The sequence below is a fragment of the Herbaspirillum sp. Her4 genome (assembly GCF_057961335.1).
Map to the genome: position 1 here is coordinate 3,572,341 of NZ_CM176330.1, position 21,738 is coordinate 3,594,078.

Annotated in this window: 21 protein-coding genes; 18 read left to right on the top strand and 3 right to left on the bottom strand. The window is 62.6% G+C overall.

The genetic code is table 11. The features are described 5' to 3' along the window. Positions 1-43: 43 nt before the first annotated feature. From uppS to ACWFUC_RS16230, 13 genes are all read left to right on the top strand, one after another. Complete coding sequence (gene uppS, locus ACWFUC_RS16170; RefSeq protein ID WP_083859609.1) at positions 44-802, top strand: polyprenyl diphosphate synthase; 759 nt, start codon at positions 44-46, stop codon at positions 800-802. Beyond that, entirely contained in the window at positions 802-1,629 is an 828-nt protein-coding gene (locus ACWFUC_RS16175) for a phosphatidate cytidylyltransferase (protein ID WP_489625400.1), read from the top strand. The genes uppS and ACWFUC_RS16175 overlap by 1 nt, the downstream gene beginning before the upstream one ends. Positions 1,630-1,655: 26 nt before the next feature. Then, positions 1,656-2,828: a 1-deoxy-D-xylulose-5-phosphate reductoisomerase gene (gene ispC, locus ACWFUC_RS16180; RefSeq protein ID WP_489625401.1), complete on the top strand. Its 1,173-nt coding sequence runs from the start codon at positions 1,656-1,658 to the stop codon at positions 2,826-2,828. Continuing rightward, entirely contained in the window at positions 2,825-4,198 is a 1,374-nt protein-coding gene (rseP, locus tag ACWFUC_RS16185; protein ID WP_310157683.1) for an RIP metalloprotease RseP, read from the top strand. The genes ispC and rseP overlap by 4 nt, the downstream gene beginning before the upstream one ends. Before the next feature lie 193 nt (positions 4,199-4,391). After that, on the top strand, positions 4,392-6,767 hold the full coding sequence (gene bamA / locus ACWFUC_RS16190) for an outer membrane protein assembly factor BamA (RefSeq protein WP_489625402.1): 2,376 nt from the start codon (positions 4,392-4,394) through the stop codon (positions 6,765-6,767). Positions 6,768-6,812: 45 nt separating this feature from the next. Continuing rightward, entirely contained in the window at positions 6,813-7,322 is a 510-nt protein-coding gene (locus tag ACWFUC_RS16195) for an OmpH/Skp family outer membrane protein (RefSeq protein ID WP_227022628.1), read from the top strand. Between the two features lie 128 nt (positions 7,323-7,450). Beyond that, positions 7,451-8,539 carry a UDP-3-O-(3-hydroxymyristoyl)glucosamine N-acyltransferase gene (gene lpxD / locus ACWFUC_RS16200; RefSeq protein ID WP_489625403.1) on the top strand — a complete coding sequence of 363 codons (1,089 nt, stop codon included), beginning with the start codon at positions 7,451-7,453 and terminating at the stop codon, positions 8,537-8,539. Continuing rightward, the gene (fabZ, locus tag ACWFUC_RS16205) at positions 8,532-8,996 is read left to right on the top strand and encodes a 3-hydroxyacyl-ACP dehydratase FabZ (RefSeq protein WP_006462531.1); all 465 of its coding nucleotides are present in this window, start codon (positions 8,532-8,534) and stop codon (positions 8,994-8,996) included. The genes lpxD and fabZ overlap by 8 nt, the downstream gene beginning before the upstream one ends. Before the next feature lie 135 nt (positions 8,997-9,131). Next, positions 9,132-9,920 carry an acyl-ACP--UDP-N-acetylglucosamine O-acyltransferase gene (gene lpxA / locus ACWFUC_RS16210; RefSeq protein WP_489625404.1) on the top strand — a complete coding sequence of 263 codons (789 nt, stop codon included), beginning with the start codon at positions 9,132-9,134 and terminating at the stop codon, positions 9,918-9,920. Continuing rightward, positions 9,904-11,079: a lipid-A-disaccharide synthase gene (gene lpxB / locus ACWFUC_RS16215; protein WP_209580550.1), complete on the top strand. Its 1,176-nt coding sequence runs from the start codon at positions 9,904-9,906 to the stop codon at positions 11,077-11,079. Before lpxA ends, lpxB begins: the two co-directional genes overlap by 17 nt. Positions 11,080-11,138: 59 nt before the next feature. Next, positions 11,139-11,771: a ribonuclease HII gene (gene rnhB / locus ACWFUC_RS16220; protein WP_121040000.1), complete on the top strand. Its 633-nt coding sequence runs from the start codon at positions 11,139-11,141 to the stop codon at positions 11,769-11,771. An 11-nt stretch (positions 11,772-11,782) separates the two neighbouring features. After that, entirely contained in the window at positions 11,783-12,574 is a 792-nt protein-coding gene (locus ACWFUC_RS16225; RefSeq protein WP_489625405.1) for a TrmH family RNA methyltransferase, read from the top strand. Positions 12,575-12,588: 14 nt separating this feature from the next. Further along, on the top strand, positions 12,589-13,083 hold the full coding sequence (locus ACWFUC_RS16230) for a DUF6314 family protein (RefSeq protein ID WP_489625406.1): 495 nt from the start codon (positions 12,589-12,591) through the stop codon (positions 13,081-13,083). On the opposite strand, the gene ppsR is transcribed toward ACWFUC_RS16230, so the two are convergent. Then, positions 13,064-13,918, bottom strand: a complete 855-nt coding sequence (gene ppsR, locus ACWFUC_RS16235; RefSeq protein WP_039788257.1) for a posphoenolpyruvate synthetase regulatory kinase/phosphorylase PpsR — start codon at positions 13,916-13,918, stop codon at positions 13,064-13,066. The two genes, ACWFUC_RS16230 and ppsR, sit on opposite strands and share 20 nt — an antisense overlap. A gap of 49 nt (positions 13,919-13,967) precedes the next feature. Here ppsR and ACWFUC_RS16240 point away from each other — a divergent pair, with 49 nt between their 5' ends. The 5 genes from ACWFUC_RS16240 to ACWFUC_RS16260 all read left to right on the top strand — a co-directional run bounded on the left by ACWFUC_RS16240 (position 13,968) and on the right by ACWFUC_RS16260 (position 19,469). Beyond that, positions 13,968-14,273: a hypothetical protein gene (locus ACWFUC_RS16240; protein WP_489625407.1), complete on the top strand. Its 306-nt coding sequence runs from the start codon at positions 13,968-13,970 to the stop codon at positions 14,271-14,273. Positions 14,274-14,283: 10 nt separating this feature from the next. Beyond that, on the top strand, positions 14,284-16,638 hold the full coding sequence (gene ppsA, locus ACWFUC_RS16245; protein WP_240733890.1) for a phosphoenolpyruvate synthase: 2,355 nt from the start codon (positions 14,284-14,286) through the stop codon (positions 16,636-16,638). 151 nt (positions 16,639-16,789) lie between these two features. Then, the gene (locus ACWFUC_RS16250; protein ID WP_489625408.1) at positions 16,790-17,224 is read left to right on the top strand and encodes an NfeD family protein; all 435 of its coding nucleotides are present in this window, start codon (positions 16,790-16,792) and stop codon (positions 17,222-17,224) included. A gap of 43 nt (positions 17,225-17,267) precedes the next feature. Further along, positions 17,268-18,179 carry an SPFH domain-containing protein gene (locus ACWFUC_RS16255; RefSeq protein ID WP_034336986.1) on the top strand — a complete coding sequence of 304 codons (912 nt, stop codon included), beginning with the start codon at positions 17,268-17,270 and terminating at the stop codon, positions 18,177-18,179. Positions 18,180-18,248: 69 nt separating this feature from the next. Beyond that, positions 18,249-19,469: a serine hydrolase domain-containing protein gene (locus ACWFUC_RS16260; protein WP_489625409.1), complete on the top strand. Its 1,221-nt coding sequence runs from the start codon at positions 18,249-18,251 to the stop codon at positions 19,467-19,469. Positions 19,470-19,576: 107 nt separating this feature from the next. Here the strand turns inward: ACWFUC_RS16260 and ACWFUC_RS16265 are convergent, their stop codons facing one another. Together ACWFUC_RS16265 and ACWFUC_RS16270 are read right to left on the bottom strand one after the other, a co-directional pair. Then, positions 19,577-21,001 carry an ATP-binding protein gene (locus ACWFUC_RS16265; protein ID WP_039788249.1) on the bottom strand — a complete coding sequence of 475 codons (1,425 nt, stop codon included), beginning with the start codon at positions 20,999-21,001 and terminating at the stop codon, positions 19,577-19,579. Position 21,002: 1 nt separating this feature from the next. Beyond that, on the bottom strand, positions 21,003-21,692 hold the full coding sequence (locus ACWFUC_RS16270; protein WP_039788247.1) for a response regulator transcription factor: 690 nt from the start codon (positions 21,690-21,692) through the stop codon (positions 21,003-21,005). Between the last annotated feature and the right edge of the window lie 46 nt (positions 21,693-21,738).

Sequence of the window (21,738 nt, forward strand, 5' to 3'; positions counted from 1 at the left end):
GCGCTTCACCATCCGGCGCACGGAAAAGTAATAAATCATTTACATGAAGCATCAAAGCTCAACTCTGGCGGTTCCGGAGACTTCCGCGGTTCCGCGCCATGTTGCCATCATCATGGACGGCAACGGTCGTTGGGCGACCAAACGTTTCCTGCCGCGTGTGGCGGGGCATGCCAAGGGCGTGGATGCAGTGCGCTCCATTGTCGAGGCCTGCGCCGAGCGCGGTATCGAATTCCTTACCCTGTTTGCCTTCAGTTCCGAAAACTGGCGTCGCCCTGCCGACGAAGTGTCGGTGCTGATGCGTCTGTTCATGACGGTGCTGGAGCGTGAAGTCGGCAAGATGGCCAACAATGGCATCCGCCTGCGCATCGTCGGCGACATGAGCCGCTTCGATCCGAAATTGCAGGAGATGGCGGCCAAGGCCGAGGCGCAGACCGCCGGCAACAGCCGCCTGACGCTGACCGTCTGCGCCAACTATGGCGGGCGCTGGGATGTCATGCAGGCCGTTTCCAAAATGGTCAAGGACAAGCCGGGCGCGACCGACTACACCGAAGAAGAACTGGCCCCGTATCTGGCCATGGCGTATGCCCCTGAGCCCGATTTGTTCATCCGTACCGGCGGTGAACAGCGCATCTCCAATTTCCTGTTGTGGCAGCTGGCGTACAGCGAGCTGTACTTCACCGAAACCTTCTGGCCCGATTTCGACGACAAGGCGCTGGATCAGGCGATCGGCTCCTACCAACAACGCGAGCGCCGCTTCGGGCGCACCAGTGCCCAGGTACTGGACCAGAAAAAGGCTTCCTGATGCTCAAGACGCGTGTCATCACGGCGTTGATCCTGCTGGCAATCCTGTTGCCCATCCTGTATTTCGGTTATTTCCCGGCCTTTGCCATGGCGGTGCTGGTGTTCTTCGCCGCCGGTTCGTGGGAATGCTTCCGTCTCTTCAAGAGCCCGCGTCCCACCTTGTGGGCTGCCTTGTGGACGTTGGTCTTCAGCGTCATCCTGTTCTTCTCCGGCTTGCCCAGCGTGCGCGCCCTGTATGTGCTCTGCGTGCTGTTGTGGACCTTGCGCTTCGTGCCCGCGCTTGGCCTGGGCCTGCCCCGGATCGAAGCTTTCGGCAATAGGCTGCTCAACGGCACTTACATGCTGTCCATCCTCGGCTGCTTTGTTGCCATCGTGGACCTGTTCCAGCATTCGCCGCTGTATCTGCTGTCGGTGATGGCCGTGGTGTGGGTGGCTGACATTGGTGCCTATTTCTCTGGCAAGGGCTTCGGACGCCACAAGCTGGCTCCCACCATTTCCCCGGGCAAGTCCTGGGAGGGTGCCATCGGCGGCTGGCTGGCGGTGCTGGTGATTTCGGCGGCAGTGGCCATGTCCATGAGTGGTGGCGAGACCTTCCAGTATCACCTGTTCAATCGCTGGGGCTGGGGCGGCTTTGTCGGCGTGCTCAGCCTCATGGTGGTGGCCAGCGTGGTCGGTGACTTGTTCGAGTCGCAACTTAAGCGCCGCGCCGGCATGAAGGACAGCAGCAACCTGCTGCCCGGCCACGGCGGCGTGCTCGACCGCATCGATGCGCTCATCCCGGTGCTGCCGCTGGCAGCGCTGGTCGATCTCTGGCTGGCGGCTGCCTGAGCCGCCGCTTTCCTTCTGGAAATTCCATGCAGTCCATCAGCATTCTCGGTGCCACCGGTTCCATCGGCGTGTCCACGCTGGACGTGGTGGCCCGCCATCCCGACCGCTATCGCGTCTTTGCGCTGAGCGCCCATTCCCGTGTTGCTGAACTGGCCGAGCAATGCCAGCGCTTCCGTCCGCAAGTGGCCGTGGTCGGTTCCGCCGAAGCGGCCGCGCAGTTGCAAACCTTGTTGCGCGCAGCCGGGCTGTCCACCGAAGTGGCCTACGGTCCGCAAGCCTTGTGCGAGATCGCGTCCGCCGACGGCTGCGACATGGTCATGGCGGCCATCGTCGGTGCCGCAGGACTGGCCTCCACGCTGGCCGCCGCACGTGCCGGCAAGAAGATCCTGCTGGCCAACAAGGAAGCTCTGGTGATCTCCGGCCAGCTGCTGATGGATGCGGTGCAGGCACATGGTGCCAGCCTGCTGCCCATCGATAGCGAACACAATGCCATCTTCCAGTGCCTGCCCGCCGGCTACACCCGTTCGATGACGGCGCATGGTGTCGAGAAAATCCTCCTGACGGCCTCGGGAGGTCCGTTCCTCCATCGGGAGGTGAATACGCTGGATCAAGTCACCGTGGAAGAAGCCGTGGCCCATCCCAAGTGGGTGATGGGGCGCAAGATCTCGGTGGATTCCGCCACCATGATGAACAAGGGCCTGGAAGTGATCGAAGCGCACTGGCTCTTCGGCGCGCCGGCGGACAAGATCGAGGTGGTGATCCACCCGCAGAGCGTGATTCATTCCATGGTCTCGTATGCCGATGGCTCTGTGCTAGCGCAGTTGGGCAACCCCGACATGCGCACGCCCATTGCCAATGCGCTGGCCTATCCGGAGCGTATCGCCTCGGGCGTGGCAGCGCTGGATCTGGCGCAGATCGCGCAATTGTCCTTCTTGCCGCCTGACTATCAGCGCTTCCCCTGCCTGAAACTGGCGTATGATGCGCTGCGGGCCGGCGGTACGCTGGCGGCGATCCTTAATGCCGCCAACGAAGTCGCCGTGCAAGCCTTCCTCGATGGCCGCATCGGCTTCGGGAAGATCGCTCCCCTGATCCACGAGGTCATGTCCGCCATCCCCAACCGGCAAGCCGATGACATCACGGCGCTGCTGGAGCAGGACCGGCAGGCGCGTGACCACGCCGAGGCACTGATTTCACGATGAACCTGCTGCATACCCTGATCGCTTTCTTCGTTGCCCTGGGCACCCTGGTGGTAGTCCACGAGCTGGGGCATTACCTGGTGGCGCGCTGGTGCGGTGTGAAGGTATTGCGCTTCTCGGTCGGCATGGGCCGGGTGATCTGGTCGCGCCGCTTCGGCCGCGACCAGACCGAATGGGCGCTGTCGGTGCTGCCCTTGGGCGGCTATGTGAAGATGCTGGACGCGCGCGAACAGCCGCTGGAAGACATTCCGGAAGCCGATCTCAAGCGCGAATTCACGCGCCAATCCGTCTGGCGTCGCATCGCCATCGTGGCGGCCGGACCGATCGCCAATTTCCTGCTGGCCATTCTCCTCTTTGCTGGTCTCTACATGCACGGCGTGCCGGAGCCGGTGCCCGTGCTGCGTGCAGCGACCGCGCAGTCGGCCGCCTACCAGGCCGGCTTGCGCGCCGGTGACCGTATCACGGCCATCAATGGCGCGCCGGTGCAGGTCTGGTCCGAAGTACGCTGGAAACTGATGCAACTGGTGCTGGAAAAGGCCGATGCCCGCATCGACGTCGAACGTCCCAATCCCAATGGCAGCGGCAAGCTGCTCAACTCGGTCACGCTGCGTCTGGGCGGCATTGACAGCAATGAGCTGGAAGGCGACTTCCTCGGCAAGCTCGGCCTGTCGCTGGCGCGTCCGCCTGCCGTGCTGGGCAAGATCATGGAGGGTCCGGCCAAGATGGCAGGACTGGAGAGCGGCGACCGCATCACCGCCATCGATGGCGTCCCTGTCCAGGATGGCCTGGCCTTCGTGGAAAAAGTGCGCGAATCCGCCGGCAAGCCTCTGCTGCTGCAGGGCGTGCGCGGCACGGCGCCGATCGAGGTGCGCGTCACGCCGGAGTCGGTGGAAGAGGGTGAAAGCGGCAAGCGCATCGGCCGCATCAAGGTCGAAGTGCCGCTGGCACCGGAGATGGCCACCGTCAGCGATGGCCCGTTGACGGCCGTGGCCAAGGGCGCGCAGCGCACCTGGGATACCAGCGTGATGACCATCAAGATGATCGGCAAGATGATCATCGGGCAGGTCTCGCTGAAGAACATTACCGGCCCCATCACCATCGCCGACTATGCCGGACAGACCGCCCGCGTGGGCCTGGTGAGCTACCTCAGCTTCCTGGCCTTCATCAGTATCAGCCTGGGAGTGATGAATCTGTTGCCAATCCCGGTTTTAGACGGCGGTCATTTGCTGTATTATGCGCTGGAGATTTTGACAGGGCGGCCCGTTTCCGAGCGGTTTGGGGAAATCGCGCAGCGCGCCGGCCTGGGATTACTGATGGCGCTGATGCTCGTTGCCGCTTTCAACGATATCGTGCGACTGATGTTCCAAGGATGAATCCGGCCTGATGCCGGCCCCGTCGAGCAAGCAAGATCGGCGGGGCGGCCAGAAAGACCGGATTTTTTACATTTGCCGGCCAACCCCGATGGCAGTTGTTAAGCAATTGGCAATGGATCAGGAATCCGTTTTCAATTGCTTACCAGCATCATGTCAGGCAGTGCCGCAGCGAAAAACTGTTGATGAACGATAGATGAAATTACACCCTGCGCAACATCCCATTCCGACTCTCTCCCGTCGCCTGATTGCCGCTGCCGCCTTTGCCCTGTGCTCCAGCCAGGCCATGGCCATCACGCCGTTCGTGGTCAAGGATATCCGCGTCGAAGGCATCCAGCGTACCGAAGCCGGCACCGTCTTCAGTTACCTGCCGGTGCGCGTGGGCGATACCTTCAACGATGAAAAGGCCACCGCCGCCATCAAGGCGTTGTACGCCACCGGATTCTTCCGTGACGTGCGCATCGAAGCCGAAGGCGACGTGCTGGTGGTGCAGGTGGTCGAACGCCCGGCCATTGCCAGCGTCGACTTCTCCGGCATCAAGGAATTCGACAAGGAACAGCTGACCAAGGCCCTCAAGGAAATCGGCGTAGCCGAGTCGCGGATCTTTGACCGCTCGCAGGTCGATCGCGCCGAACAGGAACTGAAGCGTCAGTACCTGTCGCGCGGCCTGTATGGTGCCAAGGTGTCGACTACCGTCACGCCGGTCGAGCGCAATCGCGTCGCCATTACCTTCGCCGTGGATGAAGGTGAAGTTTCGCGCATCAAGCAGATCAACTTCGTCGGCAACAAGGTGTTCTCCGACAGCACCCTGCGCGACCAGATCAAGCTGACCACCCCGGGCTGGTTCACCTGGTATACCAAGGCTGACCAGTATTCCAAGGAAAAGCTGCAGGGCGACATCGAAACCTTGCGCTCCTACTACCTGGACCGTGGCTATCTGGAGATGCAGGTCGAATCGACCCAGGTGTCGATCACGCCCGACAAGAAAGACATCTACATCACCGTCAACATCAAGGAAGGCGAGAAGTACACCGTCTCCGACATCAAGCTGGAAGGCGAGATGTTCGGCATGGAGCCGGAACTGGCCAAGCTGTTGCAGCTGAAGAAGGGCGACGTCTATTCCGGCGCCAAGCTGACCGACAGCACCAAGAAGATCGGTGAGCGTCTGGGCAACTTCGGTTACGCCTTCGCGAACGTCAACGCCAACCCCAATGTGGACCGCGAGAAGAAGGAAGTTGCCTTCACCATCATGGTCGACCCGGGCAAGCGCGTCTACGTGCGTCACGTCAACATCGCCGGCAACACCAAGACCCGCGATGAGGTGATCCGCCGCGAATTCCGCCAGTTCGAGGATTCCTGGTACGACGGCGAGAAGATCAAGCTTTCGCGCGATCGCGTCGACCGTCTGGGCTACTTCAAGGAAGTGACCGTGGATACGCCTGAAGTGCCGGGCACCAGCGACCAGGTCGATGTGAACATGAAGGTCGAGGAAAAGCCGACCGGCAACATCATGGTCGGTGCCGGCTTCTCGCAGTCCGACAAGCTGAGCCTGACCGGCTCGATCTCGCAGGAAAACGCCTTCGGCAGCGGCAACACCGTCGGTATCGACATCAACACCAGCTCGCGCTATCGCACGATCTCGCTGTCGACCACCAATCCGTATTTCACGGATGACGGCATCAGCCGCACCTATGAGATCTACCTGCGCACGATTCGCCCCTCGGTCTACGCGACCGGTGACTACAAGGTCAAGACCCTGGGCGGCAGCATCAAGTTTGGTGTGCCGTTCTCGGAGCTGGATCGCGTGTTCTTCGGTATTGGCGTGGAAAACACCAACGTCAGCACCGACAGCACCAGCCCGACGCTCTATCGCCAGTACGTGCGTGACTTTGGCGGCGTGGGCGCGAGCGATTGTGATGTGACCTCCAGCACCAACAATTGCGGTGTGGGCAGCGCCCGTACCACCAGCATCCCGCTGACCGTGGCATGGCAGCGTGACGGCCGTGACTCGGCCCTGGTGCCGACCACCGGCCGCTATCAGCGCGCCAACTTCGAGGTCTCCTATGTGGGCACCCTGAAGTACTACCGTGCCAGCTACCAGCAGCAGTACTTCCAGCCGTTCTTCAGCAAGGCCGTGACTCTGGCGCTGAATGGCGAAGTCGACTACGGCCGCGGCCTGGGCAGCAAGCCGTACCCGGTGTTCAAGAACTACTACGCCGGCGGTATCGGCACCGTGCGCGGCTATGAAGCGTCCTCGCTGGGTAGCCTGAAGGACCAGTACGGTGACTCCATGGGCGGCGCTTCGCGTCTGTACGGCAATGCCGAACTGCAATTCCCGTTCCCGGGTTCGGGCCAGGACCGCACGCTGCGCTGGTTCACCTTCTTTGACGGCGGCAACGTCTTCGCCGACGGCGAAAACATCAAGCTCAACGACCTGCGCTATTCGGCCGGTGTCGGTATCAGCTGGGTGTCGCCGATCGGTCCGCTGAAGCTGAGCTTCGGCAAGCCATTGAACCTGAAGGCGGGTGACAAGTCTCAAACCTTCCAGTTCCAACTGGGTACCGGCTTCTAAAGCGGTCATCATTGATTCGTAATACGGAGAGTAATCTTGAAGTTCATGACCAAATCGTTCCTGTCCCTGCAGACCATCGTGATGGCTGCCTGCCTGTTGAGCTTTGCCCCCGCCCACGCGCAGGAAAGCTCGAAAATCGCCTTCGTGAGCACCGAGCGCATCTTCCGCGAAGCGGCGCCTGCCAAGGCCGCACAAACCAAGCTGGAAGCCGAGTTCGCCAAGCGTGACCGTGACCTGCAAGACATGGCTGCGCGTCTGAAGGCCCAGTCCGACAAGCTGGACAAGGATGCTGCCGTGCTGTCGGATTCCGACCGCGCCAAGCGCCAGCGTGACCTGTCCGACCTGGACAAGGAATTCCAGCGCAAGCAGCGTGAATTCCGCGAAGACCTGAACCAGCGCCGCAACGAGGAACTGGCCGTGGTCCTGGAACGCACCAACAAGGTGATCCGCCAGATCGCCGAAGCCGAGAAGTACGACATCGTCTTCCAGGAAGCCGTCTACGCTTCCAAGCGCATCGACATTACCGACAAGGTCCTGAAGGAACTGGCCAAGTAATTGCCGCCTTCACCATGCGGGCGCCGGGCGGCAACGTCCTGCGCCCGCATGTCGCTTCAGGGGCTGCCTTCAGGGCGGCCTTTGTTCTACCGTAAGCCAAGCAACGCCTACCATTCGGAAAAACCAAGATGAGTATTCGACTGCAGCAACTGGTCGAGCGCCTGGGCGGTCAGCTGAAGGGTGATGCGACCATCGCGGTCGATGGCATCGCGCCGCTGGATGCCGCCGGTGCCAGCCACATCACTTTCCTTTCCAATCCCAAGTTCCGTGCGCAAGCCGACCAGACCCAGGCGGCGGCGCTGATCCTGTCCGAGACGGACGACGCCCAGGTGCAGGGCTATGCCGGTGCCCGCATCGTCACCCGCAATCCTTACGCCTATTTCGCCCGCGCGGCCCAGCTGTTTCAGGCTCAGGCCGAAGTGCGCGCGCCTGCCGGCATCCATGCCAGCGCCTTGGTCGATCCATCGGCCCAGGTCGCGGCGGATGCGGTGATCGGCCCGCTGGTGGTGATCGAAGCCGGTGCCGTCATCGGTGCCCGCGCCCGTATCGACGCCGGCAGCTTCATCGGCCACCACGCCAAGGTCGGTGAGGACACCCATTTCCACGCCCGTGCCACCCTGCATCACGCCTGCGAAATCGGGGCGCGCGGCATCGTCCATTCGGGTGCGGTGATCGGGGCCGATGGCTTCGGTTTCGCCAACGAAGCCGGGCAATGGATCAAGATCCCGCAAGTTGGGCGCGTGATGATCGGTGATGACGTCGAGATCGGTGCCAATACCACCATCGACCGTGGTGCCTTGGCCGATACCGTGATCGAGGAGGGCGTCAAGCTCGACAACCAGATCCAGATCGCCCACAACTGCCATATCGGCGCCCATACTGCCATTGCCGCCTGTGCCGGCATCGCCGGCAGCGCGAAAATCGGCAAATACTGCTCCATCGGCGGCGCGGCCATGATCCATGGCCACATCACCATCGTGGACAAGGTGCACGTCTCGGCCGGTACCCTGGCCCTGCGTTCGATTCTTGAGCCGGGGCAATACACCGGCTTCTATCCCATCACCGAACACCGCGACTGGGAAAAATCAGCTGCATTGGTGCGCAATCTGGGCACGATGCGTGAGAAAATCCGGGCGTTGGAAAAATCGCTTAAAACGTTGACACAAGAACAAGCAGGCCAAGCCCCGCTTTCAGAGAATCAAGAAGAGAATGAATAGCCTCGACATCAATCAAATCAAACAGTACCTGCCGCACCGTTATCCGCTGCTGCTGGTTGATCGCGTGCTGAACTGGGAGAGCGGCAAGACCATCACCGCGATCAAGAACGTGACCGTGAATGAAGAATTCTTCAACGGCCACTTCCCGCACAAGCCGGTGATGCCGGGCGTGCTGATGATCGAGGCGCTGGCCCAGACCGCTGCGCTGCTGTCCTTCCTGACCGAAGGCCGCAAGCCCGATGAGAACACCGTGGTCTACTTCGTCGGCATCGACAATGCCCGCTTCAAGCGTCCGGTGGAACCGGGCGATCAGCTCAAGATGGAAGTGGAAATCACCCGCCGTGCCCGTGGCATCTGGAAATACCGTGCCGTGGCCACCGTGGACGGCCAGGTGGCTGTGGAAGGCGACCTGATGTGCACCATGCGCAGCGCCGCCGACGCCAGCCAGAGCGCCTGACCCCAGGCCTGCCTGCAGGCTTGACGCATCAAGCCAGGCCCGGCGGTGATCGGCAAGATCGCGCCGGGCCTGATTCATTGTGCAGATTGCTTCATTGCAAGATGTGCAACAAGTGAACCCATCGAAGCACAGGACATGTCCAAGATCCATCCCAGCGCAGTGATTGCCCCCGGAGCGCAGATCGACGAATCGGTCGAGATCGGCGCGTATGCCGTCATCGGTCCTGACGTGCGCATCGGCGCGGGCACGCGCATCGGTCCCCACGTGGTGATCGAAGGCCACACCACCATTGGCCGTGACAACGAGATTTTCCAGTTCGCCTCCATTGGCGCCGCACCGCAGGACAAGAAGTACGCCGGCGAGCCCACCACCATGGAGATCGGCGACCGCAACACCATCCGCGAATTCGTCACCCTCAACCGGGGTACCGTGCAGGATGGCGGCGCAACCCGCATCGGCAATGACAACTGGATCATGGCCTACGTCCACCTGGCGCACGACTGCCAGCTGGGCAGCCACATCATCCTGGCCAACAATGCCACGCTGGCCGGCCACGTGCACCTGGGCGACCACGTGTTCCTGGGCGGTTTCACCACCGTGCACCAGTTCTGTCATATCGGCGCCCATGCCATGACGGCCTTTACGGCGGCCGTGAGCCAGGACGTGCCGCCCTTCGTGACGGCGGCCGGCAACCGTGCCGTGCCGGCCGGCATCAACAGCGAGGGCTTGAAGCGCCGTGGCTTCACCAGCGAGCAGATCATGGAGATCAAGCGCGCCTACAAGGTGATCTACCGCGCCGGCCTGCCGCTGGAAGAAGCCAAGCAGCAACTGGCGGAGATGGAAGCCAAGTCGGCCCACAGCGCTGAATACATCCGCCTGCTGCGCGAGTTCATCGAGGCTTCGGCCCGTGGCATCATCCGCTGACATCACGCGCCGCCAGTCGATCGCACTGGTGGCCGGCGAAAGCTCGGGCGACCTGCTGGGCAGCCGCCTGTTGGCCGGCGTGCGCGAGCGTCTGCCGGAAGTGCGCCTGCACGGTATTGGTGGCGAGCACATGATGGCGCACGGCTTTACCAGCGACTGGCCGATGGACAAGCTGACGGTGCGTGGCCTGTTCGAGGTGATTCCGCGCTACCGCGAGATCAAGGGCATCCAGGAGTCGCTGCGCGACAAGCTGCTGGCGGACCGGCCTGATGTCTTCGTGGGCGTGGACTATCCCGGCTTCAACCTGGGCCTGGAAGAGCAGCTCAAGAAGGCCGGCATCCCGACCATCCACTTCATCGGCCCGCAGATCTGGGCCTGGCGCGGCTGGCGCATCAAGAAGATCCAGCGCGCGGTGTCGCACATGCTGGTGATCTTTCCCTTCGAGGAAAACCTGTACCGCCAGGCGGGCGTCCCGGTGACCTACGTCGGCCATCCGCTGGCCGAAGTGATCCCGCTGCAGCCCGACACCGCAGGCGCACGCCAGCGCCTCGGACTGGCGGGGCCGGGCAGGGTGGTGGCCATCCTGCCGGGCAGCCGCATGAGCGAACTGAAGCAGAACGGCGAAGGTTTCCTCGCCGCGGCACGGCTGTTGCGGCAGCGCGACCCCCAATTGCAGTTCATCACGCCCATGGCGGGCGACCGGCAGATGGCCTTTTTTGAAGAGCAGATTCGCCAGGGCGGATATGAAGATCTTGGCATCAGCGTCATCCGTGGCCAGTCGCACAGTGCGATGGAAGCCTCGGATGCAGTGCTGGTGGCCTCGGGCACGGCCTCGCTGGAAGTGGCCTTGTACAAGAAGCCCATGGTGATCTCCTACAAGGTCAACTGGGCCTCGTACCAGATCATGCGGCACATGGCTTACCAGCCCTGGGTGGGTCTGCCCAATATCCTGGCGCGCGACTTCCTGGTGCCGGAACTGCTGCAGCACCAGGCCACGCCCCAGGCCCTGGCCGATGCCATGTGGCACCAGCTGGAAGACCATGCGCACCAGCAGCGGCTGGTGCGGCGCTTTGCCGACATGCACCACTCCCTGCTGCGCGATACCAGCCGGGAGAGCGCCAATGCGGTCTGTGAAGTCATTGGCGCGCGCCGTCGTTGACGGACCGAAAGAAGGATCGCTGCGGCGATCCGTGTGAGAGTTTGATGAAGGAAATTGCTATGCCCAAGGCGGCCCCCCAGACCCTGGCTTTGTTTGACGACTACACCGGCGAGATCATCTGCGGCGTCGATGAGGCCGGCCGTGGTCCGCTGGCCGGTCCGGTGTTCGCTGCCGCCGTGATCCTCGATCCGGCGCGCCCGGTCAAGGGCCTGCGCGACTCCAAGAAACTTTCCGAAGCCGCGCGCGACAGCCTGGCGCTGGAGATCAAGGAATCGGCGCTGGCCTGGGCCATTGCCTCCTGCAACGAGCAGGAGATCGACGAACTCAACATCCTGCACGCCAGCATGCTGGCCATGCGCCGCGCGGTGGAGGCACTTTCGACGCTGCCCACGCTGGCCCTGATTGACGGCAACCGCTGCCCGGTCATGAGCATCCGCTCCGAAGCCATCGTCAAGGGCGACGACAAGGTGCCCGCCATCTCGGCCGCCTCCATCCTCGCCAAGACTGCGCGCGATGCGGCGCTGCTGGTCTTGCACGACACCTATCCGCATTACGGTTTCGACCGCCACAAGGGCTATCCGACCCCGCTGCACCTGGAAATGCTGCGCCTGCATGGCGTCTCGCCGGTGCATCGGCGCTCCTATGCGCCGGTCAGGGCCTTGCTGTCCGGCCAGACGGTGGTGATGGCGTGAGCGAGGCAGGCATGAAACTGATCACCTCCAAGGACAACCCGGTCTTCAAGGATTTGAAGCAACTGGCCACCAGCAGCCAGGCTCGCCGCCGCGCCGGCCAGAGCCTGCTGGATGGCGTGCACCTGGCGCAGGCCTGGCTGCAGCATCGCGGCGCGCCGCAGGTGTGCGTGGTGGCCGAGAGCGCCCAGTATCACCCGGAAGTAGCGCCCATCCTGGCGCAATGTGAAGCCTTGCACGCGCAATGCCTGGTGCTGGCCGACAAGCTGTATGACGCCATCAGCACCGTGGAGAACGGCGTGGGCCTGCTGTTGCTGGTGAGTACGCCCGAGCCGGTGGCCCCGGCTTCCTTGAAGGAATCGGCGGTGCTGCTCGATGGTCTGCAGGATCCGGGCAATCTCGGCTCCATCCTGCGCAGCGCAGCCGCAGCTGGGGTGAAGCAAGTGTTCTGCTCGCCGGGTACCGCCGCTGCTTGGTCGCCCAAGGTGCTGCGGGCCGGCATGGGCGCGCATTTCGTGCTGGACATCTTCGAGAATGCCGACCTGGTCGCTCTGTGCGCCGCCAGCCGCATCCCCTTGCTGGCTACCAGCTCGCACGCGGCTCAGACCATTTACGATTGCGACCTCTCCGGTCCGGTGGCCTGGCTGCTGGGGCATGAAGGGCAGGGCGTGTCGCCGGCCTTGCAGGATGCGGCCACCCATGAAGTGGTGATCCCGCACCTGGGTGAGATGGAATCGCTCAACGTGGCGGCGGCAGCGGCGGTCTGCCTGTTCGAACAACTGCGCCAGCGTACCGTCGGGCGCTGAGGGCGGCACGTATCATGGCGGCCTTTCCCCCCATCGATCTGGCCGCCATGGCCGATTACTTCCTCGGGGAATGGATCTTCAGCCGCACCATCTGGGAAGCCAGCGAAAACCCCCAAGCTACGGCGTCAGGTGAACTAAGTTTCACTAGAGGCGAGACGCCGGGCCAACTGGTCTACCGCGAGCAGGGCCAGCTGCGCATGACCGGCGCGCCTGGCCGCTTGATTCCGTTTTCCCGCGTCTTTGACTATCGCTTCGGCCCGGAGCGCCTGTGCGTGCTGTTCGCTGACGGCGAGCGTGTCGGCCAGCCTTATCAGGACTATCTGTTACGCGGACAGGAACTGATACCGGCCGCCGATCACCTGTGCGGCCCGGACTGCTATACCGCGGTGTATACAGCCCATGGTGAAGACTCCTTCACCATGGAAACCACCATCAACGGCCCGAAGAAGCGCACCCGCGTGCGCACTGAATTTTCGCGCCGACAGTCGGTCAGCGCGTCTCCAGCTTGATCTCCTGCAGGATGGTGGCGGCGATTTCCTCGATGGACTTGGTGGTCGACGACATCCAGCGTATCCCCTCGCGGCGCATCATCTTCTCGGCCTCATTGATTTCATAGCGGCAATTTTCCAGCGCGGCGTACTTGCTGCCGGGACGGCGTTCATTGCGCACTTCCGAGAGGCGTTCGGCGGCGATGGTCAGGCCGAAGATCTTTTTCTTGTGCAGTACGAGCCCGCTGGGCAGCTTTTCGCGTTCGAAGTCTTCCGGGATCAGCGGATAGTTGGCGCACTTGATCCCGAACTGCATGGCCAGGTACAGGCTGGTCGGGGTCTTGCCCGAGCGCGACACGCCCACCAGGATCACGTCGGCTTCCGACAGGTTCTTGTTGGACTGGCCGTCATCGTGTGCCAGCGAGAAATTGATGGCCTCGATGCGGTTGCGATATTCCTCGGAATCGGTGGTGTTGTGGCTGCGGCCGATGGTGTGGGTGGACTTCATCTCCAGTTCCTGCTCCAGCGGCTCCACGAAGGTCTGGAACAGGTCCATGTGCATGGCCTTGGCGCGCCGGATCACCGAGGACAGTTCCGATTTCACCAGCGTGGAGAAGACGATGGGCAGCTTGCCATCCACCGCATAGGCTTCATTGATCTTGCGGGTGGCGTCGTGGGCCTTTTCCAGGGTATCGATGAAGGGCAGGCGGATCTGCTTGAAACGCAGCTCGAACTGGCTCAGCACCGAATGCCCGAAGGTCTCCGCAGTGATCCCGGTACCGTCGGAGACGAAGAACACGGTGCGGTTGGCGGCCACGACGGGTGAAGGGTGCGGGATCGGCATGGGGTCGAGCATTTAGTTGTCTTTTGGAAAATAGAAAAAGTATTGGGTGCTACGAACAAAAATGATTTCACGCGGTACAATGCTTGGCAACAATTTCGAGAAGCCCATCTTGATGACCGTCATGTCGCTGCGCAATTTGCCCGAATTCCTGATGATGTTTGCACTGGCAAACGTCCTCGGTGTGGCTGCGCGCCTGATGCTGTCCCTGGGCTGGTCCTCGAAGCCGCACCTGCTGCCGCAACCGTCGCAGAATAACAAAAATAAACCGATCCATGCCGCGCCCGCGAAGATTTCTTATCATCAAGCTAGGGGTAGTCATGTCCAACGCAGTAAACACCCAGGGGGCGGTATACGTAGCCTCCTTTGAAACTCTTCGCATGACGGACGTCGAGTCCGTCGGTGGCAAAAACGCATCGCTGGGAGAAATGATTTCCCAGTTGGCCGGCGCCGGTGTACGTGTGCCGGGCGGTTTCGCCACGACTGCGCAAGCTTTCCGCGATTTCCTGGAGCACAGCGCCGATGGCGGTCCGACCCTGGCCGCCCGCATTGCCCAGCGCCTCGAAGGCCTGGACATCGATGACGTGCGCTCGCTGGCGCAAGCCGGTGCCGAGATCCGTCAATGGATCATCGAGACCCCGTTCCAGCCCCGCCTGGACCAGGAAATCCGTGCCTTCTACGACAAGCTGGTGGCCGATTCGACCGCCGAGATGTCCTTCGCCGTGCGCTCCTCCGCCACCGCAGAAGACCTGCCTGACGCGTCCTTCGCCGGTCAGCAGGAAACCTTCCTGAACGTGGTCGGCATCGACAACGTGCTCGAAGCGATGAAGCACGTCTTCGCCTCGCTCTACAACGACCGCGCGATTTCCTATCGCGTCCACAAGGGCTTCACGCACGCCGAAGTGGCCCTGTCGGCCGGCGTGCAGCGCATGGTCCGTTCGGACGTGGGCGCGGCGGGCGTGATGTTCACCATCGACACCGAATCCGGCTTCAAGGATGTGGTCTTCATCACTTCCAGCTATGGCCTGGGTGAGACCGTGGTGCAGGGTGCCGTCAACCCGGACGAATACTACGTCCACAAGCCCATGCTGGAACTGGGCAAGCAGCCGGTGATCCGCCGCAACCTGGGTTCCAAGCTGATCAAGATGGAATTCACCGGCGAAGCCAAGGCCGGCCGTTCGGTCAAGACCGTGGATGTGCCGGTGGAACTGCGCAACCGCTATTCCCTGACCGACGCCGAAGTGGTGGAACTGGCCAAGTACGCCACCATCATCGAGAAGCACTACCAGCGTCCGATGGACATCGAATGGGGCAAGGACGGCCGCGACGGCAAGCTCTACATCCTGCAGGCCCGTCCGGAAACCGTGAAGTCGCAGCAGAAGGCGACCGATGCGCAGCAGCGCTTCAAGCTCAAGAGCTCGGGCACCGTGCTGGCCACCGGCCGTGCCATCGGCCAGAAGATTGGCGCCGGTCCGGTGCGCGTCATCAGCGATCCGGCTGAAATGGAACGCGTGCAGCCCGGCGACGTGCTGGTGGCTGACATGACCGACCCCAACTGGGAACCGGTCATGAAGCGTGCCTCGGCCATCGTCACCAACCGTGGTGGCCGTACCTGTCACGCCGCCATCATCGCGCGTGAGTTGGGCGTGCCGGCCGTGGTCGGCTGCGGCGATGCCACCGAAGTGCTCAAGGATGGCACCCTGGTGACGGTCTCCTGCGCCGAAGGCGATGAAGGCAAGATCTATGATGGCCTGCTGGAAACCGAAGTGACCGAAGTGGCCCGTGGCGAACTGCCCCCGATCCCGCTGAAGGTGATGATGAACGTGGGCAACCCGCAGCTGGCTTTCGACTTCCAGTCGATCCCCAACGGCGGTGTCGGCCTGGCGCGTCTGGAATTCATCATCAACAACAACATCGGCGTGCACCCCAAGGCCATCCTGGAATACCCGAACATCGACGCCGACCTGAAGAAGGCCGTCGAATCGGTCGCCCGTGGCCATGCTTCGCCCAAGGCTTTCTACGTCGACAAGCTGGCTGAAGGCATCGCCACCATCGCGGCGGCCTTCTGGCCCAAGCCGGTGATCGTGCGCCTGTCGGACTTCAAGTCCAACGAGTACAAGAAGCTCATCGGCGGTTCGCGCTACGAGCCGGACGAAGAAAACCCGATGCTGGGCTTCCGTGGTGCCGCGCGTTACCTGGCCCACGACTTCGCTGAAGCCTTCCAGATGGAATGCCAGGCCATGAAGCGCGTGCGTGAAGACATGGGCCTGACCAACGTCGAGGTGATGGTGCCCTTCGTGCGTACCCTGGGCCAGGCCGAGAAGGTCATTGGTCTGCTGGGCAAGTATGGCCTGAAGCGTGGCGAGAACGGCCTGCGCGTCATCATGATGTGCGAAGTCCCGTCCAACGCCATCCTGGCCGAGCAGTTCCTGGAACACTTCGACGGCTTCTCCATCGGTTCCAACGACCTCACCCAGCTGACCCTGGGCCTGGACCGCGATTCCGGCATGGAACTGCTGGCCGCCGACTTCGACGAGCGCGATCCGGCCGTGCAGGCCTTGCTGACCAAGGTCATCGCTACCTGCCGTGAAAAGGGCAAGTACGTCGGTATCTGCGGCCAGGGTCCTTCGGACCATCCGGACTTCGCCGAATGGCTGATGGAGCAGGGCATCGAGTCCATCTCGCTGAATCCCGATACCGTCATCGACACCTGGCAGCAGCTGGCCAAGAAGTGATGAAGCAAGGAGTGGTGAAGCTTTAAGCGTCACTCACGACCAACTTCGAAAGAAGTGAAAGGCGCGGACAGAAATGTCCGCGCCTTTGTTTTATTTTCTCAAGCTGCAGTAGACTGCGGGTGTTTGCAGTTTTCTTCATGGGGATTCGACGATGACGGACTGGTCACTCTGGCTGGTGCTGGCCGGCGCGCTGTTAGGTGCAGAACTCTTCACAGGCACCTTTTACCTGCTCATGATCGCGCTGGGACTGGTGGCCGGCGCCATCGCCGCCTGGTTCGGCTTGATGCTGGAGTGGCAGTTGCTGGTGGCCGCCGTGGTCGGCGTGGCGGCGGTGCTCGGCCTGCGGCGCAGCCCGTATGGCCGGCTGCGCCGCAGCAGCGCCAACGATGATCCCAATCTTTTGCTCGATATCGGCCAGAGCGTCGAGGTCCCGGCCTGGCAGGTGCACGGCAACCAGTTCATGGCGCGCGTGCCTTATCGCGGTGCGCAGTGGGATGTCGAGCTGCTGCCCGGCCATCATGCCAGTCCCGGCAGCTTCGTCATCCGTGAAATCCGTGGCAGCCGCTTGCTGGTTGCGCCGCGCTGATCGGGTCTTCACTTCTTCCCCCTCTCGTTTTCAGGAGAATTTCATGCTGGGTAGCGTCACTCTGGTCATCTTCTTCCTTGCCATTGTCTTCGTCGTGCAGACGGTCAAGGTGGTCCCGCAGCAGCATGCCTGGGTGGTCGAGCGCCTGGGCAAATACCACGCCACGCTGGCTCCTGGCCTGAACATCGTGGTGCCCTTCATCGACCGCGTGGCCTACAAGCACATCCTCAAGGAAATCCCGCTGGACGTGCCGCCTCAGGTCTGCATCACCAAGGACAACACGCAATTGCAGGTCGACGGCATCCTGTATTTCCAGATCACCGACCCGATGCGCGCGTCCTACGGCTCCTCCAACTACATCGCGGCGATCACCCAGCTGGCGCAGACCACGTTGCGCTCTGTGATCGGCAAGATGGAACTGGACAAGACCTTCGAGGAACGCGACCACATCAACACCGCCATTGTCAGCGCCATCGATGAATCGGCCGAGAACTGGGGCGTGAAGGTGCTGCGCTATGAAATCAAGGATCTGACCCCGCCCAAGGAAATCCTGCACGCCATGCAGGCCCAGATCACCGCCGAGCGCGAAAAGCGCGCCCTGATCGCTGCCTCCGAGGGTCGCAAGCAGGAACAGATCAACATCGCCACCGGTGAGCGTGAAGCCGCGATTGCCCGCTCCGAAGGCGAGAAGCAGGCCTCCATCAACCGTGCCGAGGGCCAGGCTGCGGCCATCCTCGCCATCGCCGAAGCCAGCGCCGAGGCGATCCGCAAGACGGCTGCCGCCATCGAGCAGCCGGGTGGTTCGGACGCAGTCAACCTGAAGGTCGCCGAGCAGTATGTCGATGCCTTCGGCAAGCTGGCCAAGACCAATAATTCCATCATCGTGCCGGCCAATCTGGCGGACATGAGCGGGCTGATCGCCTCGGCCCTGCAAGTCGTCAAGCAGCAGAAGTAAGCCATGCATCCAAGTTTTACGTCCGTTTTTGCATGCAAACCGCTGGCTGCACTGATGGCGGCAGGCCTGATGCTCGCTTCCGTTTCCGTGCTGGCGCAGGAAAGCCCCGACATGGCCGCCCTGGCCGAACGCGTCGACCAGCAGATGACGCAATTGCTCGGTCAATATCCCGTGCCCGGTGCCAGCATCGCCATCGCCTATCAGGGCCGGCTGGTGTATCAGCGTGGCTACGGCATGGCGGTGACCGAATCGAATACGCCGGTCACGCCGCTGACGCGTTTTCGGATCGGCAGCGTCTCCAAGCCGGTCACGGCGGTGGCGGTGCTGAAGCTGTTCGAGAAGGAGCTGCCGCAGGTCCTGGATCGTCCCGTGTTCGGTCCGGAAGGATTGCTGCCGGACGCCGCCTATCCTGACTTTGCCCAGCCCTTGGACCAGCGTGTCCTGAAGATCACCTTGCGCGAGCTGTTGCAGCACACCAGCGGCTGGGGTGGCAGCGACTACGATCCGCAATACGATCTGGTCAACATCGCCAAGGCGCGCCAAGTAGCCGCACCGGCCTCGGCGCGCGACGTGATCGCCTACGTGCTCAAGCAGCGCCTGCTGGATGCGGCTCCGGGAACGGAATTCTTCTACAGCAATTTTGCCTACAACGTCCTGGGACGCCTGGTGGAGCAGAAGTCCGGCATGTCCTATGAAGAGGCGGTGCAGGCACTGGTCTTCAAGCCCGCTGCGGTGGAGGATGCCGCCATCGCCGGTGACCGCCGCATCGAGCGTGCGGCCAACGAGACCGTCTATTACGACGATCCACGCTGGCCCGCTGTGGCCGATCGCGATGGCAGTGGCGCCACCGGTCCGGAATCCTATTCGGCCCTGCATTTCAAGGCCATGGATGCCACTGCGGGCTGGATCGCCACGGCGGCCGACCTGGTACGCTTTGCCGATGCGACGCAAGGGCGCGGCGTTGCCGCCTTGCTGCAGCCGCAGACACTGGCGCTGATGAAGCAGCGCAATCCCGCACAGGCCGAGAACAACTATGGCCTGGGCTGGGTGGTGACCCGCAGCAATGGGGTGGAGATCCTCTCCCACAGCGGCGCACTCACCACCGGCACCTACGCCTACCTGCAATCGCGCGCCGATGGCTGGACCTGGGCGGTGCTGATGAACCGCCTGCCGATTCCTTATCCGCCGGAGCAGGGTGTGAGCGAGTTGCACGCCTTCCAGGTGGCGGTGCAGCGCGGGTTGATGAATGCCATCGTCAATCCGGCCGCGGTGCCTTCTGCTGCACAATAATTCATACAGCAAACGCCCATTGAAAAGCCCCGCCCGGCGTGAAACCGGACGGGGCTTGGTCTTGGTGCATATCGTTCATATCGTGCCTGTCGCCCGTGAGGCGGCGATCAGATCTCGGCAGTGTCTCCGCGTGCCGGCTCATCGGCCATGAAGGGCAGGGTGATGTCGACTCGCAAGCCGCCGTCGCTGCGATTGGCGGCGCGGATAAAGCCTTGGTGCGCTTCGACGATGCGGCGCGCAATCGAGAGCCCCAGTCCGTGGCCGGCGCTGTTGCTCTTGGTGCGGCTGCTGCGGAAGAACAGCTCGAAGATGCTGTCCATTTCTTCTTCCGGCACACCCGGTCCGCGATCCAGGATGGACAGGTGCAGCAGCTTGTTGACCTCGTCGATCTCGGCCACGAATTGCACGGCCGTCTCGGGTGCCGTGTGCTTGATGGCATTGCGCAGCACGTTCTCGATGGCGCGATAGAGCAATTCCGGATTGCCCTTGACCTGCACCCGGCAATCGATGCGGCTCTCCACCCGCTTGCCCAGCGCCTCGGCCTCGAAGCTGGCGTCATTGGTCATGTCGGCCAGCATGGCCTGGATGGCGATGGCTTCTTCCATCGAACCAGGCACGTTGGCTTCCAGCCGCGACAAGGTCAGCAATTCGCCGACCAGTTTGTCCATGCGCACGCTTTCGCGTTCGATGCGCTCCAGGGTCAGTTCCAGCTTGTCCTTGTCCTGCACGCGTGCCAGGCCGATGGCCATCTGCAGGCGCGCAATCGGCGAGCGCAGCTCGTGCGAGACATCGTGCAACAGGCGGCGCTGGCTTTCCATCAGGGTACGCAACTTGGCCGTCATGGCGTCGAAGTCGCGTCCCAGGTCGGCCAGTTCATCGTTGCGCGCGCTCATGACCGGTTCCAGCGCCTGGTCCAGATTGCCGTTGGCGGCCTGGTTGAAGGCATTCTTGAGGTGCCGGATCGGATGCGAGAAATACCAGGCCAGCAGCAACGCAAACACCAGACTGGCCACCAGCGCCACGGCAATCGGCATGGTCGGGAAGAACAGCGGCTTGGGCCCGCCGCGATCCTTCATGTAGCGCGGCTCGCGGCCCGGCATGCCGCCCGGGGGCGGGCCGAACTCGTCGTTGGGCGTGGGAATGAACATCAGGTAGCTGTGGCCGTTGGCGGCCTTGACCAGTTCCACCACCCGGCGATCGCGTTCGGTGGCCAGCACGCGGCGCGCCTGTTCCACCAGATGCGGCGAGACTTCGCGGCCCATCAGGTCCTGGTTGTCTTCATCCACGGCATACAGCTGCAGGCGATGCGGGCGCCCCTCGTTGATCAGGCTGCGCAAGGCTTCCGGGCCGCCGAACTGCAGGGTGGCGGCGGCCGCGCGGATCATGAAGGAGGCCGGTGGACTGAGGTCGATCTCCGAATTGCGGTTGCTGCGTTCCAGGTTCTCGATCCAGAACAGCACGCCCACGCCGAAGGTGGCGGTGATCTGGGCGATCGCAATGAAGAAGAAGAACTTCCAGAAAAGCCGGCCCACTTTATTCCTTGATGAACTGGTAGCCCAGGCGGTAGACGGTCTGGATGCAGCTCTTGTCGCTGCCCAGTGCGGCGATCTTCTGGCGGATGCTGGAGAGGTGGACGTCGATGTTGCGGTCGAAGCGCGCCAGCGGACGGCCCAGGCCTTGCTCCGACAGGGTCTGCTTGCTGACCGGCTTGCCGGCATTGCGGGCCAGCACTTCAAGCAGGTTGAATTCGCTGCTGGTCAGTTCCAGCGGACGGCCGTTCCAGGTGGCACGGCGCTGTTCCGGCCACATCGACAGGGCCCCCACGGCCAGCGGCGAATAGGGCGCCTGCTCGCTGCTTTCGGCCGAGGCGCGACGCAGGATGGCACGGATGCGGGCAGCGATCTCGCGCGGCGTGCAGGGCTTGGGGACGTAGTCGTCGGCACCGAGTTCCAGACCGATGATGCGGTCGGTGTCATCGCCCTTGGCGGTCAGCATCACGACCGGCATGTTGCTCTTGGCGCGAATGCGGCGCAGGGTGTCGACGCCGTTCAGGCGCGGCATCATCACGTCCAGCACGGCGATGGCGTACTGGCCGGTGAGCGCCTCGGCGGCACCGGCTTCGCCGTCATGGGCGACGTTGACTTCAAATTTTTCCTGCTCCAGGTATTCCTTGAGCATCTCGACGAGCTCCACGTCATCGTCGATCAAAAGCACTTTAGACATTGCTGCATTCCATTCTCGAATTGCCCTGCCTTCAGGCCGCAGGGCG